Consider the following 16,381-nt stretch of genomic DNA (forward strand, 5'->3'; position numbering starts at 1 on the left):
CCGACGCCGATGCCGCAGCGCTCGCCGAATATCTAACGCAACTAATGCGGACGCCTTCAAATAGGGAGAAGAAGTGATGGACACGCTTACCACCATTGTCCCGACGCTCGACAGTATCCCGCTGCCGGCGCCGGTTTGGCTCCTGAAGGCGCTCCTTCTTATAACCTTCCTGCTCCATCTTCTGGCGATGAACGCCCTCGTCGGAGGCAGCCTCATTGCCGGTTATGCCAGTTGGCGGGCGCATCGTAGAGGCGATACCCTCGCCGCGCGGCTCTATAAGGAGACCGTCGACTATCTCCCGACCCTCGTCGCCGCAACAGTAACTTTCGGCATCGCACCGCTGCTATTTGTGCAAGTGCTCTACGGGCATTTGGTCTATACCGCCAACGTCGCCATCGGCTGGTTCTGGTGGACGGTCTGGATACTGGCGATCGTCCTCTACTACCGGCTCTACCGGATGAAGTTCCATTCCCGCGAGGGACGACCGCCGCATCGGCTTGCGCCCTGGTTCGTCTTCATTGTTCTCTGCTGGATCGCCTTCGTCTTCGTGAACAACTTCGGTCTGGTGCAACAGCCGGAGCGCTTCAGCGGGATGCTGCTAAGGTCGGCGCGCGGCTGGTGGCTGAACGCCTCCGACCCGGCGACGCACCCCCGTTACCTTCATATGCTGCTCAGCGCAATCGCGGTAGGGGGGATCTTTCTGATGGGACTGGGACGACACAATCATCGGCTGGATGCCGCATACGGACAGTTCCAGATGAACCTCGGCTACCGCCTATTCAACATTCCGACCGGAATCAACATTCTGGTCGGATTCGGCTTTATGATGGCGCTGCCCGAGCCAGTGCGAATGCAACTGATGGGACGCGGTATGGCCGAGACGTTTCTCTGGATGATTGGCATGGGCGCGGCAATATGGGCGATGCCGGTCTTCAAACGTGCAACGCAGGCACCGCAGTCGCCGACGTTTCACCTCGGGACGTTCCTGATGGGGGTGACGCTGGTGACGATGGTGATCTTACGCGACCTGGTGCGGGATGCCTACCTGAAGCCGCATTTCGATGTGACGACGTCGCCGGTAGCCGCTCCGGGGGGGCCGATAGTCCTCTTCTTCGTCACCTTTGCAATCGGCATTGGAGCGATGGTGTGGCTGCTTAGGACACACTATAGGGCGGGCAAATGATCCTTAAGGGGCGGGACTTGCCCCGCCCCGACGGGCAGCTTGAAAGCCGCCCTCCACGAGGATGGATCACCCCCAGAGCCGTCCCTCCACGACGGCTCCAACCTCCTTCGCAAGGGCATCGGTCTGGGCTAACAAATCGTCCGTCTGCCGTTTCAGATCCTCGACATAGTCCCCTCCCGCCAGGTTTGCCAGATTGACCCGGACGTTGTAGGCTGCGCCGCGAGCCGCCAACGCAGCGCAAAGTCCCGCGACACCGGCATCCGGCGTCAGGTTGACGTTCCCCAACTTCGCCGCAGTCAGCGCCAATCCAGCCACTTCCGGCATCAGCGATAACGTCTCAAAGGGGACGCTTGCTGCGCCTCTGGTCGCTTCGGCAACCGCCTGCTCGCGGGCCGCCTTCTGTTCGTCGCTTTTCTTGGGCAAGCCCATTGCCGCCATCACCCGGTCAAAGGCCTCGGTATCGAGATCGATCAAGGCGACGAGGCGGTCCCTCAATGCCTGCGCCCGGGTTGCCAGTTCGTCCATCGTAGCATTATGCTCCAGATAGGCTTTTCGGCCGTAGGTGAGACCGGCGACCATCGAAGCGAGCGCCGCCGCAAGTGCGCCTGCCAGCGCTGCCACGCTTCCGCCCCCCGGTGCCGGCGCATCGGATGCCGTCAAGTCTATAAAGTCGCTCAGTTTGAGCGACGCCAGCGGTCCCGCTTTTCGGATGCGATACTCGATCACCTTTTCCTGTGGATCGAACGGGTTAAGTTGGCTCAGTCCGAGCGACAGGATCGCGGTGCGCACCAGTTCGGCTTCGCCGACGCCGGTCATCCGGCCCTGCCTGGCAAGGTAATGCTGTCCCGCCATCAGGAGCGCATCGAGCGGTATCAACCCGACCAGTTCCGAGCCGGTAACGCGAAGCCCCAGTTCGGTCGCGATCTCGCAGCAGGCATCGAAGACCTCGTGCGGTGGCGAGACCCGGTAGTTGACGAGGTTGATCGAAATCTGCGCCTGACCATATTCGGCGATATACCAGCCGACGGCTTTGACCGCCTCGAAGAGGCCCGGAATCATCACCTTGCTGCCGCTTTCGTCGCGGACGATACGCCCCTCGGCGTCGCGCTGCGGGAAGCCCATCTCGCGTATGCGCTGGGCAATCTTCGTGGCTAACTTCGCGTCGCGGGTGTTCAGGTTGACGTTGTAGGCGATCAGGAAGTCGCGCGCTCCGATGACAGTGGCGCCCGACTTCGGGTTGAAGTGGTCGGGCCCGAAATCGGGCGTCCAGAAGGGATCGCCGCCCCGTGAAGCGAGTGCTTCATACTCGCCGGCGCGGATGTCGGCGAGGTTGCGGCGCTCGGGACGGCTCGCCGCATATTCATAGAGATAGACCGGGATGCCGAGTCGGTCCCCAACGCGCTGCCCCAAACTCCTCGCGAGCGCGATGCACTCCTCCATCGTCACGCCGCTCACCGGCACGAAGGGACAGACGTCCGTTGCTCCCAGTCGGGGATGCTCGCCATGGTGAACTGTCATATCGATCAGTTTCGATGCTGCTTCGATGCCGCGATAAGCGGCTTCGAGAACCGCTTCCGGCTCGCCGACGAAGGTGATGACCGTCCGGTTGGTCGCAGCACCCGGATCGACATCGAGAAGCGACACCCCCGGCACCGACGCAATAGCGGAACTGATCCTGTCGATGATCCGGCGGTCGCGCCCCTCAGAGAAGTTGGGGACACATTCGACGATGCGCTGCATAGGATTCCGTCACGATGATTGATTTTACAATATAGCGCCGGGAAGGCAGGCTGCGATTCTCCTTAAGCCCCCTCAAGCGAGGGTATGCTACAAGACGACTATCGCCCGGCGCCACCCGGGCGCTAAGAGGGCTGCCTGGGAGATAATATATTGAGTCGTCATGCCGTCAGGCTTGCAGAGACGCTTGAAGTTGTCGCATCAAGGCATTAAGTTAAAGGTTCGCCTTAGTCGGTTCCCCCCGGGCAACCGAAGCCGATATTCATACTCTTACATAACAAGATATTATGAAGCGCACTTATCAGCCCTCAAACCGGAAACGCCGCAATTCGCACGGCTTCCGCGAGCGGATGGCCTCCCGCAACGGGCGCAAGGTTCTGGCGCGCCGTCGCGCCAAGGGCCGGCATCGCCTGACTGTCAGCGACGGGATGCGTCGCCACGACTGAGCGTTTTCCCCGCACGCAGCGCCTCACCGGTCGCCGCGCCTTCGACGACCTGCGCCGCAATAGCCCGGGCACAGCCCGCTTTGGGAACCGGTCGCTTGTAATCGCCTGCCGTCCGACATCGAGCGGGACCGGGACCTTTCGGATCGGCTTTGCGGTCTCCCGCGCGGTCGGAAATGCCGTCCGGAGGAACCGATTGAAGCGGCTGCTTCGCGAGTCCTTCCGCCGCAACAAGGACCAGTTCCCCCACGCCGGGGAGATGCTCATCATGCTGCGTCGCGGCGCAGATGAAAAGACTTTGGCGGACGAAATGCTGACTCTGGCCGGTCGCTCCAAAGCACGGCTTGGGACCACGTATTCTCCTGAGAAGACCTCCTAATGAACCGGCTCGCCGTCGCATTGCTGACCGGCCTGATCCGGTTCTATCAACGCTTCATCAGCCCCCTGACCGGGCCATCGTGTCGTTTTTGGCCGACCTGTTCGGAATATGCCCGCGAGGCGATCGTTCGTCACGGCGCGCTGCGGGGCGGCGGAATGGCAATCTGGCGGCTTCTGCGCTGCGGTCCCTGGACGGTCGGCGGCGTCGATCCCGTGCCCGATCTCACTAACATTGCTCCCAAAGCCTGAAACCTCCTGAATGGACAAGCGCGCGATCCTCGCCTTCATCTTCGTCGGACTGATCCTCTATTTCTACGACGACTACCTCCGCCTCGTCTCGCCTCCGCCTCCACCTCGCCCGGTTGACACCACCGGCATTGGCGCCGATACCGTAACGCCTCGCGAGCCGGCGCGTCCGGCGTCGGAAACACCTTCGTTTTCAGCGGCTCAGCCGGCCGTATCACCGCACTTGACGACTGACGGTATGACAACCCCGGATGAATCTTACCAGGGGCCGGATTTGATCGTCGTCGAGACCGACCTGGCTCGATATGTCCTGACCCGTAAGGGAGCTCGTTTTCATTCAGTCGAACTGAAGGCTGCGCGCCGCTACCTCCCCGATCCGGTCGAACTGGTACCGCGGGCGGGCGGAGCACGGCCCGGCTTTCGGTTCTGGACGGTGGACGGACCGGTGGAGACCGGCAACCTGAACTTCGTCGTCGAAGGCGATTGGGACGCCGAGCCGGAACTGCGCCTGAGCCGCTCGCAGCAGGCGAAGATCTCCTTTCTGGCGCGGTTCGATTCGACACGGGCATTGCGTATTACCTACGCCTTCAAAGGCAGCGACTATACTTTCCAGGTCGAGGCTGAAGGCATAGGAATGGAGGGCGTCTGGGCGCGCGACTACGTTGAAGCGCTCTGGACCGGCGGGCTGGCTTATACCGAGAAAGATACCTCGCAAGACCATTACTACTCGACTGCCTACGCCTACTTTGCCGGAAACATCCTCGAAGAGCAGGGCATCGAAGCCAAGGAACAGGTTCAGCCTTCGGCTTCGGGCAAGACGCGGTGGGGCGCGGTGCGGTCGAAGTATTTCATCGGAGCGCTGCTGCCGGAGCGGGTCGAGGCCGATGGAGCCTGGCTCGAATCGCGGCTTGATTCGACCTATATCGGACCGTTCCCCCCCAACCGGCTCGGCGTCGGGCTAAAACTACCCCTGGCCGGCAGCAGCCCGGCGACGCCGCTGCGCATTTACCTCGGCCCGCTGGACGATCAATTGCTCAAGAGCGTCGATCCCACCTTGCAAAAGACGCTCAACTGGGGCTGGGCTATCATCGCGCCCTTCTCCAAGGGCATTTTGTGGGGTCTTAAAGCGCTTCATTCGATGATCCCGAATTATGGTGTCGCGGTGGTGATCTTCTCCATATTGATCAAACTCATCACCTGGCCTCTTACAGCCGCGCAGTCGCGCTCAATGGCCGGTATGCAGAAGATTCAGCCCCGCATGAAGGCGCTGCAGGAGAAGTATAAGAACGACCGCGAGCGGCTCAATCGCGAAGTCATGAAACTTTACAAGGAAGAGAAGGTAAATCCTGCCGGCGGGTGCCTGCCGTTGTTGTTGCAGATGCCGCTTCTTTATGCCCTGTTCATGGTTTTTCGCTCGACGATTGAGTTTCGTCAGGCGTTTTTTATGCTCTGGATCGACGACCTCTCGATGCCCGATTACATTTTCGATCTACCCTTCAAAGTTCCCTTTTACGGCGAAGCGGTCGCGCTGCTGCCGATATTGATGGCGGTTTCGACCTATTATCAGTCGAAAATGACGATGACCGACCCGAATCAGAAAATGCTGCTCTATATGATGCCGGTGATGATGCTCGTCTTCTTCAATTCACTCCCTTCGGGGCTGACGCTATATTATACTCTCTTCAACGTGCTCAGCCTTCTGCAATACAAGTTTTTCCCGCCGCATAAGGTCGAAGTCAAGCCGGCCTGAAGGCGATGGACGCGCGCTACCGGGAGGGGGATACGATTGCGGCCGAATCTACTCCGCCGGGGCGGGGCGGCGTTTCGCAGGTGAGGCTCTCCGGGGAGCGGGCACAGGATATTGCTGGCGCCCTCTTCGACCGGGAATTGCCCGCCTCAGGCGAGCATCGGTTCGGCAGACTGACCGATCCGGCGGATGGCCGGCTGATCGATGAAGCGGTCGTTGCGGCGTTTGCAGCCGGTCATTCCTACACCGGTGAGTCGGTCATCGAACTGCAGACGCACGGCAGCCCGGTGGTGGTGGCGGATTTGCTCGGGTGCCTCTACCGGCTCGGGGCGCGTCCGGCAGCGCCCGGCGAGTTCACCTACCGCGCCTTCCTGAATGGCCGCATAGACCTGACGCAGGCTGAAGCGGTCGCCGACTTGATCGCTGCGGGCAGTTCCGAGAGCGCCGCGCAAGCGCTCCGGCAGTTGTCGGGCGAACTACGCAGCGCCGTCGAAAGCCTCGAAGAAAAGGTTGAGCGATTGCTGATATGGGCCGAGTTGGAACTCGACTTCGTCGAGGAAGATGTCGAGGTCGCCGGAATAGAAGCGAAGTTGACCCTCGCCAGCGAAGCGATCTCTGAAGCGAGCGGTCTCCTTGAAGGGTATGATACCGCCCGGCACCTCCGCGAAGGCTTGAAGGTCGTCATCAGCGGCCCGCCCAATGTCGGTAAGTCCAGTCTATTCAATAGATTGGTCGGCGAAAAGCGCGCCATCGTCCACGCTTCTGCCGGGACGACGCGGGACGTCCTGCGAGCATCTGCCTACATCGACGGCATGGCGTTCGAATTCTTCGACACGGCAGGCATTCGGGAGGCTCCCGGTGAGGTTGAAGACGAGGGCATCCGGCGGGCGCTGGAGGCTGCGCAATCGGCCGATCTGGTGCTTCAGGTCGATGCGCCAGGTCTAACATCGGGCATCGAACCGCCGACTGGCAGCCGGGCGTTGATTCGGGTGATGAACAAGATCGACCTTGCTTTGGAACTCGCCTGGCCGGACGGCTGTATCCCCGTATCGGCTGCTACCGGCCAGGGTCTTGAGGAACTGCAGCAAGCCCTCTACCGGTTCGCAGTTGGCGATTCCCGCGGCAGGACCGCGCTCATCAACCGCGAGCGGCACTATGAGGCGCTTCGCGTAGCCATACAGGCGCTGGAACGAGGTCGGGAGGGGCTCAAGTCCGGACTTCCGGGCGAAGCGCTGGCCGAAGAATGGCGGGAAGCCTTGGGCGCCCTCGGCGACATCACCGGCCGCCGCCGCGTCGAAGGACTGTTAGATACTATTTTCGGGTCCTTCTGCATCGGAAAGTAGGGGCACTGTTCCACGTGGAACAATTCCAACCGTAGCAGGCTAACGGTAGTAGAAGGCAACTGGCAAACCTTAAGGAGAGATAATGGACATTCATCCCAACCAGGAACTGCTGCAATTGCTGGCCGATCACCCCTTGTTTCGGGAACTCGAAATGGTTGAGCGCGAAGACCTCGCGGCGATGATGACCGAAAAACGTTATGACAGCGATTCCGAGATTTTCCGCGAAGGCGACCCTGGAGGCGAACTGATGATCCTCGGCGCCGGTTCGGTCGAAGTTCAAAAGCAGCGGTCGCACGGCTCGGGCCGGGTGGTGATCGCCAGATTCGACCGCGGCGGAGTCATCGGCGAAATGTCGCTCGTGGACCGGATGCCCCGTTCGGCGTCGGTGATCTCGGTGCAGCCGACCCGCGCCTGGGTGATGCCGCAAGCGCTCTTCGATGAAATTCTCCTGACCCGCCCGGCGCTCGGCGTCAAACTGCTGAAAGGCCTCTCGTCGCTTCTGTCACAGCGACTCCGGAACACCTCGGGCTGGTTTGCCGATGTGTTTTGAGGAGGCATGGGGGGGTGGTATGTTAGCAGATGCAGATTATTGTTGCCGTTCATGGAGGGCGGACATTCTTGTCCGTCCTGAGGGCAGGCAGGAATGCCCGCCCTACTGGAGAATGCCATAATTATCTGCAACCATTAATATCAGACCGTGGATGACACCTATTGCATTCTCCGTTGGTTGGTGTTATATTGCTGTTTGTAACGGCTCCGTTAATGCACTATGATCTGCTTTCGCAGCGTCTCTGATAAGGTATCTTCCTATGGCTACGACCTTCTCCCTCCGGTGTGCGATCCCGCGCGCCACGGCTGCATTATTTATCGCGGCCTTTATCGTTGCGCCGACCGGCTCCACTATCGCCCGCCCGGCGTATAGTTACTACACCTACCTCACGGACAGCGAGCCCCCGGTCTTGCAGGACAATAACATCCGCCTTATCTATTTCTGGACGGGTGACACGCTGTGGGCCCGGTTCATTCCAACACCGCTATAGGGCTGAGGTACTCACCAATTTTCTACGGTCCGGTGTCGGTGAGCCGTGAGCGATTCATCTATTTTAATCCGCAGAACATCTTCTTCGCCGAGCCGCCCCGCTTCGGCGCCCCACTCATTCCATTCCCGAGCCGATTCGATGCCGGACGCGCCGAAGGACTGGTCATTGGAAGCCCCGAATCCCGTCAGCAGAGCCGACTCGTCCTGGACGGCGACGCCGCGCTCCTCTACCGGTGGCGGCAGGGCATGCCCTTCAGCGACACCCTGGATCCCGAACTTGTCTGGATCGCCGAGAACCCGCTCCTTTTCTTTGACGAGCCGCTCGAACTGAAAGGTGAACTTGAGGGCCGCCTCACCATCGGCGCCTCGGGCAATATCGGCCTGATCGACAACGTTCGCTACCGGGGATCGGACAATAGATTTGGCTGGTTCGATCCCGATACGATGGAGTCGCTGCTCGGCCTCGTTGCCGAGGGCAATATCGTCATCCGCAACACCCGGACCAACGGCAAGGATAATGGCTTTCGAGTTGAGCCGAACAACTATGACCGCCACTCCATCGCCATCAACGGCGCACTGCTGGCGCTCGGCGAGTCGTTCACCTTCGAGCACCAGAACGACGAGTGGGAGTTCTACCAGGGGCCGATGCCCGACGAGCGCGGCTGGATCTTTCTCCAAGGCTCGCTCGCTCAGAAGCGACGGGGACACATCCGCCGCACGAATCACATCGGCACCGGCTATCTCAAAGCCTATCACGACGATCACCGCCTGCGCGAACAACGGCCTCCTTTCTTCCCTGAGATCCCCGCCCCGCTGCAGATTCCCAACTGGGGCAATGTCCTGAACCTAAAGCGCGATTGGGGGCCGTATGAGATCGATACCGTGGAAGTTATGGGCTACGACACCATCCTCGTCGAAGCGGGCACCGAGATCACTCTTCGCAACGGTTCACGGCTGGTTGCCAGGCGCTATCTACGAATGGAAGGCACCCCCGACCTGCCGATCCTGATTCGAGGCACCGGTGAAGTCTTCATCGAGGGTAATCATCTCGGCACCGCCGCTTCGATCTCAAGGACCCACTTCGATTCCCACGCACTTCTGCACATCGTCGATAGAGGCCAAAACGCGCCGATTCGCAATTTGCAACTGAGCGACCTGATGCTGGCGCGCGGCAGACTTGAACTCGCCGGCCGGATAGGCACCTTGTCGATAACCCGCTGCCAGATCGCCGGAGATGTTGTCCTGCCGATCGTTGACGATTTACGAATCATTGACAGCGACTTGCGCGGCAACTGGACGATGTCGCGCGATCTATCGACCCGCGCCACGATAAACATCACCGACTGCAACATTGGGGGGCGCTGGACAATGGAGCGTTATAATGGCGCTGGATTCACCGCCTCCGGAACGCGTTTTAGGTCGGGTCTGGTCTGCAGCACTCCGAGCAATCTGATTTCATGGTTTCAGTTGGTGCGGTGCATTGTCGAAGGCGGGATGACGTTCTCCGGGCGCGAGTGGCATATCGAGGCTCATCAATGTAACTTCATCAATACGGGGGGAGTCGGGCTGGCGATCGAGCATGCCTATCAGGTAACCCTTGTCAACTCGATCTTTGCACATAGCCGCATCGGACTGCAGGAAGACACTCTTATGGCGCCGCGGGGAGGCTACCGGCGCGCCTATTGCCTCTATGGCCGCAACGACTCACTCAACTATGCTTCGAGCCGGGTGCCATACTTTGAGGTCTATGCCGACCCGCGCTTCGTGGACCCCGACTTCGGCGACTTTAGCCTGAGAGACTATTCCCCCGCCATCGACGCCGGCGATCCTGCTTATCCTAATGATCCAGACGGCTCGCGCGCCGACATCGGCGCGATCCCTTATGACCACCGGCTCGCGGCGCCTCCTCCGCCCCGGGCGACCTTGCCGTCATCACTCACGCTAAGCGTCCACCCCAATCCCTTCAATGACCGGACGACGCTTGACATAGCCCTGCCTGCTGGCGGCGTCGGGAGGCTGACGATCTACGACATCGCCGGCCGCGTCGTCCTCAGGGAGCGGCTTGCCCTCTCAACCGGGGTCAATCGTATCGCACTAGACCGCAAGCAACTTGCCGGGCCGGGGCTTTATTTGGTAGAAGTTGAAGCGGGAAGTGAACGGGGCGGGAGCAAGATGGTGCTGCTGAAGTGAAGAGTTAAGGGCTGAATAAACAAAGGAATGAAGGACTTACGGTAGGGTTATAATGGTGGATCGGGTCTGGAGCGAGATGTTATTTTCCACCCCCCTGCGATACAGGATTCAATTGCGGAGTGGGCGCCCCCTCGTCCATCCGCACCAAGTCTCCCCGTCACATTCCTGACGAGGACGTCCGGCATGCGCACCCCCCCTCATTAACCTCATCATTGTAGGAGGGTAAGTCAGTTTTCCTCCCTTTGAAGGGAGGATATGCTTTATCCGCCGGGCTTGCGATTCACCTCCCGCCATAACAGCCACCCCACCGCGCCCAATGCCAGAATCGACATCAAGCCAGGCAGCGGCAATTCGGGAAGGAACGGCGTCTTCAGCCCGGCCATAAAGGGGAACTTATCCTTCCCATAGACCATCACCGCGACGAGGATGCCGAGCGTCGCTTCGCCCGCCACCAACCCTGATCCGAAAAGCACTCCGTTCTCCCGCGCTTCCTTCAGGCGCGCCCCGCTGAACCGCTTCTCGGCAAGACCGCGAAGGATGCCTCCCAACACGATCGGAACCGAGAGCGCAAACGGCAGATAGAGCCCGACCGCAAAGGGAAGCGACGGCAGCCGCAGCAGTTCGATCACCGCTGCGATAGCCATTCCAGCCAGAACGAAGTCCCACGGCAGGTTCCGGTCCATCACGCCATCGACGACGAGTCGCATCAGGGTCGCCTGCGGCGCCGGCAGCGCTTCCGATCCGATAGTGAATGCCGAGTGCAACAGGAGCACGACGATCCCGATGAAAGGTGCCGCCGAGAGCACTCCGATGAACTCGCCGTACTGCTGACGGTAAGGCGTCGCTCCGACCAGAAAGCCGGTCTTAAGGTCCTGGGACATATCTCCCGCCGCGCTGATGCCTACGCAGACCACCGCGCCGACGATCAGCGCTGCGACCTTGCCCTCCGGCGTCGTCCAGCCAAGCGCCGAGAAGATCAGCGCCGTCCCCAGGAGCGCGGCGATCGTCATCCCCGAAACCGGCAGCGACGACCCTCCCACCAACCCCACCAGCCGCGACGCCACCGAGGCAAAGAAAAAGGTGAAGATCACCATCAGCGCTGCGCCGAGCAGGTTGACCTCAATTGCCGGGTCGAGCCATAACAACAAGGCGACCAGAAGCGCACCACCTATGATCACCGCTCCTGGCAGATCACGATGGGTGCGTGGAGCCGAAGCATCGACCTTGAGGCTGAAGCCCCTCAGCGACTCCCGGAACGAACCTAACAACGACGGCACGGCTCTAATGAGCGATACGATGCCGCCGAAAGCGACCGCCCCGGCTCCGATGTAGCGGATGTAGCGAGTCCATATCTGCGACGCGCTCATCTCGGAAATCGGAATGCTCGATGGATAGAGCGGCGTAGCCAAATGCTCGCCGACGGTAGCGATTAGCGGTATCAGCCCGAGCCAGGCCAGCGCCCCCCCCGCCAGCATCAGACTCGCGATCCGCGGACCGACGATGAACCCGACCCCGAGCAGTGAGGGATAAGAGTCGATACCGACCTCGCCGCGCTTCAGGAAGGGAAGCCGCAGTGACGGATTCTCGCTCCAAAGCCCGCAGACGTGTGGGTCCATAAGCGCCTTGTAGAGCGCCCCGACGCCGAGCGCGGCAAAGACGGTCTTGATCTTCGAGCCGCCCTCCTCGCCGGCAACCAGCACCTCGGCGCAGCCGGTGCCCTCAGGGAAGGGTAACGCTCCATGCTCGCGCACCATCAGGTAGCGCCGCAGGGGGATCATCAGGAGAACGCCCAACACCCCGCCCAACGCAGCGACGGAGAAGATCGTCGCCAGGGTCGGGCTCATCCCCATCATCAGAATCGCCGGTATGGTGAAGATAACCCCGGCGGCAATAGACTCGCCGGCCGAACCGATCGTCTGCACCATGTTGTTTTCGAGGACCGTCCCACCCTTCATCAGACCGCGCAGAATGCCCATCGAAATGACCGAAACCGGTATCGAAGCCGTCACCGTCATCCCCACCTTCAAGCCCAGATAGGCGTTCGCGGCGCCGAAGACGACCCCCAGCACAATCCCCAGCAGTATTGCGCGAAGCGTGAATTCGGGCACCGTGCGTGCAGCATCGATGTAAGGACGATAGTCGTTGCCGTCCATCGTCCGGTAGGCGTCGGGCGATAGCCCGCGAGGGGAGGATTGGGGAGTTTCCTGGGACAAGGGCAGGACCTCAGGTCAGATGATAGAGGAGACCGAAAGCGGCTGGCGCTCCTTCGGCGTCAAGTTCATAGCGATGAAAGTTAAGTCCTCAGCCGCGCATTTGCAAGCCGTCGTTTACCTTATTCTGTGTGGACGGACGGGGACGTCCGTCCACATGCTGCTAGACGATGGCGTCCGTATGCTTTCCACCAGACGGGGACGTCTGGTGGCACACAAGATGTTGAATTTGCATCTAACCGCTACGCTGAGCCGGACGACCCGCCAAAGCGACCGCCAAAGCAACACTGGTAGCGATCGTCAACTGCCACGGAAACGCCAGCACCGGCGACCACACCGCCTGCATCGTCACCACCGAGCCGAATCCGACTATGAGGGCCGCAACAACCGATCGCGAGTTGCCCCGCCGGGTGAAGATCGCCGTCAGATAGACCGCTGCCAATCCGGAATAGGCGAAGACCATCACCGTCAGGGCAAAGTCTATCAGGGTCGTCCCGGGGCGGCTGGCCTGCCAGACCGCGCTTCCCACGGCAAAAAGCCCCAACAGCAAGCCGAACCCGGCGACCGCTGCGATGCCGGTCTGCAAATAGTGACGTTCCTCCCGGTCCGGACGCCACTTTCGGTAGAAGTCGTTGATAAACGTCGAAGCCATGGCGTTGATGCCGGAGTTGAGGGTCGATAGCGCCGCGGCAAAGAGCCCCGCCATCATCAGACCGGTCATGCCGGCCGGCATTTCGCGCAATATGAAGGTGAGAAAGACCTCCCGGCTGCCTTCGGGTTGGTAGGTCGGAGCCGACGCCCCCATCAACTCCGGCCGTTGATAGAAAATCCAGAGCAGCAGCCCGGCGACCATGAAGAGCGCCGTTACCGGCAGGCCGATCAGGATGCCGCCTATTGCCGAGCGGCTGCCGGCGGTCGCGCTCTTGCAGGTGAGCATTCGCTGAGCCATATCCTGATCGGTGCCATAAGCGGCAAGATTGAGCAGCGAAAAGCCAATAAGCGCCGTCAGCAAGGTGTAGGTGTTTGCCGGACCGATGCCCTCGAAGCCGGTCTTGAGCAGCGTCAATTTCGATGCCGCGCCTTCGCCCGGGCTGCGAAGAGCACCTATAATCTCGCTTAGGGGTGCTGGAATCCTGTCGAGCAGCAGGACGATCGCTGCGATTGCCGCGCCAACGAATATCGCCGTCTGGATCACATCGCTCCAGATGACGCTCCGAACGCCGCCCACCAGCGTGTATATGACGCCGACCACGGTCATAAGGCCTATGGCGGCGAAGAGATGCGGCAGTTCGATGTCACCATAGACGATCAGCGAGGCCGGGAGTGCTGCGATGTAAAGGCGCGCTCCCGATGCGAAGAGGCGGCCGATCAGGTACGCGGCACCCGCCGCTTGACGCGCCGCCGGGCCGAAGCGCTTCTCCAGTATCTGATAGACCGTTACGGCGTTTTCGCGGTAATATACGGGGATGAAGTAGAGGGCTACTATGAAGACTGCGACGATGGCTCCGAGGTTGGCGCTGAGATAGGTGAGATCGCCGCGATAGGCTTGTTGTGGACCGCCGATAAAGGTCGCAGCCGAGAGCGCGGTGGCGAGCAGCGAGACGGCCGCGGCCCAGGACGGCATCCGGCCGCCGGCACGAAAATAGTCGTCGGTGGAAGATTGACGACGCGCTAGAAGGGCGCCCGAGACGGCCAGCAGCCCGAAATAGCCGCCTAAGACGACTGCGTCCGCGATGGTGAAGTGAGTGGTCAGGGGGCGGTGGGTAAAGGCTTTAGGCTTAAGGCTTAGGGCTTAAGGGTTCAAATACGCTATACTATTCCTGCGCAGAGGCGGATTCCGATCCGATCATCCTGCCTATTTCACCAGTTGCACCTTGCGCGAGAGGGTTTGGCCCGCGGCGTCAAGGCGAAGCAAATAGAAGCCGGACGGGAGCGAACTGCCATCGAGGGTAAGGGTCTGGCGTCCCGCTTCCATTCGGCCCTTCGACGTCAGGTCGCGGACGACCCGGCCCAAGGGGTCGATAAGCACCAACCTCCCGGAGACTCCCCAGTTCATCGGAGGTATAGAAATGTTCACCGCCGCATGGGAGTTGAAGGGGTTGGGGTACACCACCATCATATCACTATTAACCACCAGGCTGCTCTCCAAAGAAGGTGCTCTTTCAGGTCGCTGGTCATAGTAAGACGCTCCAATGTCGGCGCGAGTGCCGTCAGGATCTCGCTGGCTTTCAGGATCCCCAGCATCTATGCAGGGAGATTGTTCGGACAATTGCGGCAAATTGCCCCTCCAATTAATTTCAGGATTGATGAAAAGATTGCTTGGATGCGAATTAGCAATTCGCCCAAACAACCAAATACAATTATATCGAATTAGGTTAGAATCCGGCGGTACGTAACCGGCAAACAGCTCATATTCTACATATTCTGATCCAATTAAGATGTTATTAGTAAGTTTAAGATAGTTGTCGTAATTACTAGCGGTGATGCCACCTCCGGATGAATCCGAAAATAATATAGTGTTGTTGGTGAGTACCACATGGGATTGGCGAAAAGAAAAATAGCCGGATTTGGAAAATATCGACCTAGAGATCGATACATTGGGTGCGCCTATTATTAGTAAGCGAAAAGAGCCATCCTCATAGCTGGAAAAGTAGGAGCTATCGATAGTGATTGGCCGTTCGGATTCCAAAGGCCGGATTATTACCCACCCATTTTGGACAGTGCAATTACTTATTGAAGCACCACCGCTGACTTGAAAGCCATTGCCAATGACGCATTGTCGAACTGAAGCATTGTCAGTCATGGCAAGATTATCTGCTACTTGATTGTGATAGAATTGGCCTGTCACACCACCGACACTTCCATCTATTGAACAATATGTCATTCGAGCAATATTAGTTCCTATGCCATAATTGCGCCATCCGTCATATGCGATGAATTGACTACTATCTGCATATAATGATCCGCCTGTAGAGTCATATAAATGCCCCACAATAATGCAGTTGCTAAAACGATATATTGTTCCATCGGACCAAAATCCCGGTTCGCGACTGTGAAGGTCATTTGAGAAATCAACTATCGATCGGTCTGCCATAAGCTGTCCACCGGTCGAAATATAATGTGCACTAGAATATACAGATGATTCATATATCGCTATATTACAATTGCGAATTCCTCGCGGGCCATCGCCGGCAATTGGCCTAACCGCGCTAATTCTGCAATGTGAAATGGAAACTATTGAGCCCGCTTGTATTACCAAGAATGAGTCCAATGCAATAATCGATGCGTAACTTAGGTTGATAGGTCGGGGAAACGCAAATCGAATGCCGGACCATCGCTGGACGCCGTTCCAAGCAGTGATTGAAACGGAATCACCCTCCGCTCCAACTACATTGAGGTATCCCCTTACATGCAATCCTTGCCGCTCCATAAAAAAGACGGTTGAACCTCCGGTCAGTATAAGCGTATCCCCCTCCGCCACCCACGTCGAGTCGGTAATGATATATGGGCTGCCCTCCCGCGTCCACTCGCCCGCCACCTGCCCCGAGACCCACGTCGTATCGGCGCAGGCGGATCCGCTCGCCAGCCCGAGCAGCCAACCCAGCCCGGCAAGTACCCCCGTCAGCCAGCCCGTCACCACCCTATGTCTTCTCTCTCGCTTCATATTAATCAGTGAAATAAATTATAGACTTTTGGTTATGGATTTTGTATCTTGTCTCTATGGAGAAACAAGATGCCAGGTCGCTTCCTCCGGCAGCCCAGGAAGCGCTTAGACACCGGGCTGTCCAAGCAGTGCTGCGGGGAGAACGCCAAACTGCTGTCGCCAAGACTTTTGGCTTGTCCAGAGCCGCTGTCGCCAAATGGG

At 59.4% G+C, this 16,381-nt stretch carries 13 protein-coding genes; 9 read left to right on the forward strand and 4 right to left on the reverse strand.

Translation table 11 applies throughout. The features are described 5' to 3' along the window. Window positions 1-76 precede the first annotated feature (76 nt). Window positions 77-1,183 carry a hypothetical protein gene (locus FJY67_07490; protein ID MBM3329299.1) on the forward strand — a complete coding sequence of 369 codons (1,107 nt, stop codon included), beginning with the start codon at window positions 77-79 and terminating at the stop codon, window positions 1,181-1,183. A gap of 66 nt (window positions 1,184-1,249) precedes the next feature. Here FJY67_07490 and ftcD read toward each other — a convergent pair whose 3' ends face one another. Next, the gene (gene ftcD / locus FJY67_07495) at window positions 1,250-2,923 is read right to left on the reverse strand and encodes a glutamate formimidoyltransferase (protein ID MBM3329300.1); all 1,674 of its coding nucleotides are present in this window, start codon (window positions 2,921-2,923) and stop codon (window positions 1,250-1,252) included. 284 nt (window positions 2,924-3,207) lie between these two features. Between ftcD and FJY67_07500 the strand changes: the two genes are divergently transcribed. From FJY67_07500 to FJY67_07535, 8 genes are all read left to right on the forward strand, one after another. Further along, window positions 3,208-3,366, forward strand: a complete 159-nt coding sequence (locus FJY67_07500; protein ID MBM3329301.1) for a 50S ribosomal protein L34 — start codon at window positions 3,208-3,210, stop codon at window positions 3,364-3,366. After that, window positions 3,335-3,742, forward strand: coding sequence for a ribonuclease P protein component (gene rnpA / locus FJY67_07505; protein ID MBM3329302.1), 408 nt, complete (start codon window positions 3,335-3,337; stop codon window positions 3,740-3,742). The genes FJY67_07500 and rnpA overlap by 32 nt, the downstream gene beginning before the upstream one ends. After that, complete coding sequence (yidD, locus tag FJY67_07510) at window positions 3,742-3,990, forward strand: membrane protein insertion efficiency factor YidD (protein ID MBM3329303.1); 249 nt, start codon at window positions 3,742-3,744, stop codon at window positions 3,988-3,990. The genes rnpA and yidD overlap by 1 nt, the downstream gene beginning before the upstream one ends. Window positions 3,991-4,000: 10 nt before the next feature. Further along, window positions 4,001-5,737: a membrane protein insertase YidC gene (gene yidC / locus FJY67_07515; protein MBM3329304.1), complete on the forward strand. Its 1,737-nt coding sequence runs from the start codon at window positions 4,001-4,003 to the stop codon at window positions 5,735-5,737. A gap of 5 nt (window positions 5,738-5,742) precedes the next feature. After that, window positions 5,743-7,077, forward strand: a complete 1,335-nt coding sequence (mnmE, locus tag FJY67_07520; GenBank protein MBM3329305.1) for a tRNA uridine-5-carboxymethylaminomethyl(34) synthesis GTPase MnmE — start codon at window positions 5,743-5,745, stop codon at window positions 7,075-7,077. A gap of 82 nt (window positions 7,078-7,159) precedes the next feature. After that, entirely contained in the window at window positions 7,160-7,627 is a 468-nt protein-coding gene (locus FJY67_07525; protein MBM3329306.1) for a cyclic nucleotide-binding domain-containing protein, read from the forward strand. Between the two features lie 259 nt (window positions 7,628-7,886). Next, the gene (locus FJY67_07530; protein ID MBM3329307.1) at window positions 7,887-8,117 is read left to right on the forward strand and encodes a hypothetical protein; all 231 of its coding nucleotides are present in this window, start codon (window positions 7,887-7,889) and stop codon (window positions 8,115-8,117) included. A gap of 38 nt (window positions 8,118-8,155) precedes the next feature. Further along, entirely contained in the window at window positions 8,156-10,306 is a 2,151-nt protein-coding gene (locus tag FJY67_07535; GenBank protein MBM3329308.1) for a T9SS type A sorting domain-containing protein, read from the forward strand. A 260-nt stretch (window positions 10,307-10,566) separates the two neighbouring features. Here FJY67_07535 and FJY67_07540 read toward each other — a convergent pair whose 3' ends face one another. The 3 genes from FJY67_07540 to FJY67_07550 form a co-directional block, all read right to left on the reverse strand. Continuing rightward, window positions 10,567-12,459 (reverse strand): oligopeptide transporter, OPT family, encoded by a 1,893-nt coding sequence (locus FJY67_07540; GenBank protein MBM3329309.1) that lies wholly within the window; start codon window positions 12,457-12,459, stop codon window positions 10,567-10,569. A gap of 292 nt (window positions 12,460-12,751) precedes the next feature. Then, window positions 12,752-14,140, reverse strand: coding sequence for a sodium:solute symporter (locus tag FJY67_07545; protein MBM3329310.1), 1,389 nt, complete (start codon window positions 14,138-14,140; stop codon window positions 12,752-12,754). Between the two features lie 231 nt (window positions 14,141-14,371). Further along, on the reverse strand, window positions 14,372-16,180 hold the full coding sequence (locus FJY67_07550) for a T9SS type A sorting domain-containing protein (protein MBM3329311.1): 1,809 nt from the start codon (window positions 16,178-16,180) through the stop codon (window positions 14,372-14,374). Window positions 16,181-16,381: the final 201 nt, after the last annotated feature.

It is taken from the genome of Calditrichota bacterium, assembly GCA_016867835.1.
Lineage (GTDB): Bacteria > Electryoneota > AABM5-125-24 > Hatepunaeales > Hatepunaeaceae > VGIQ01.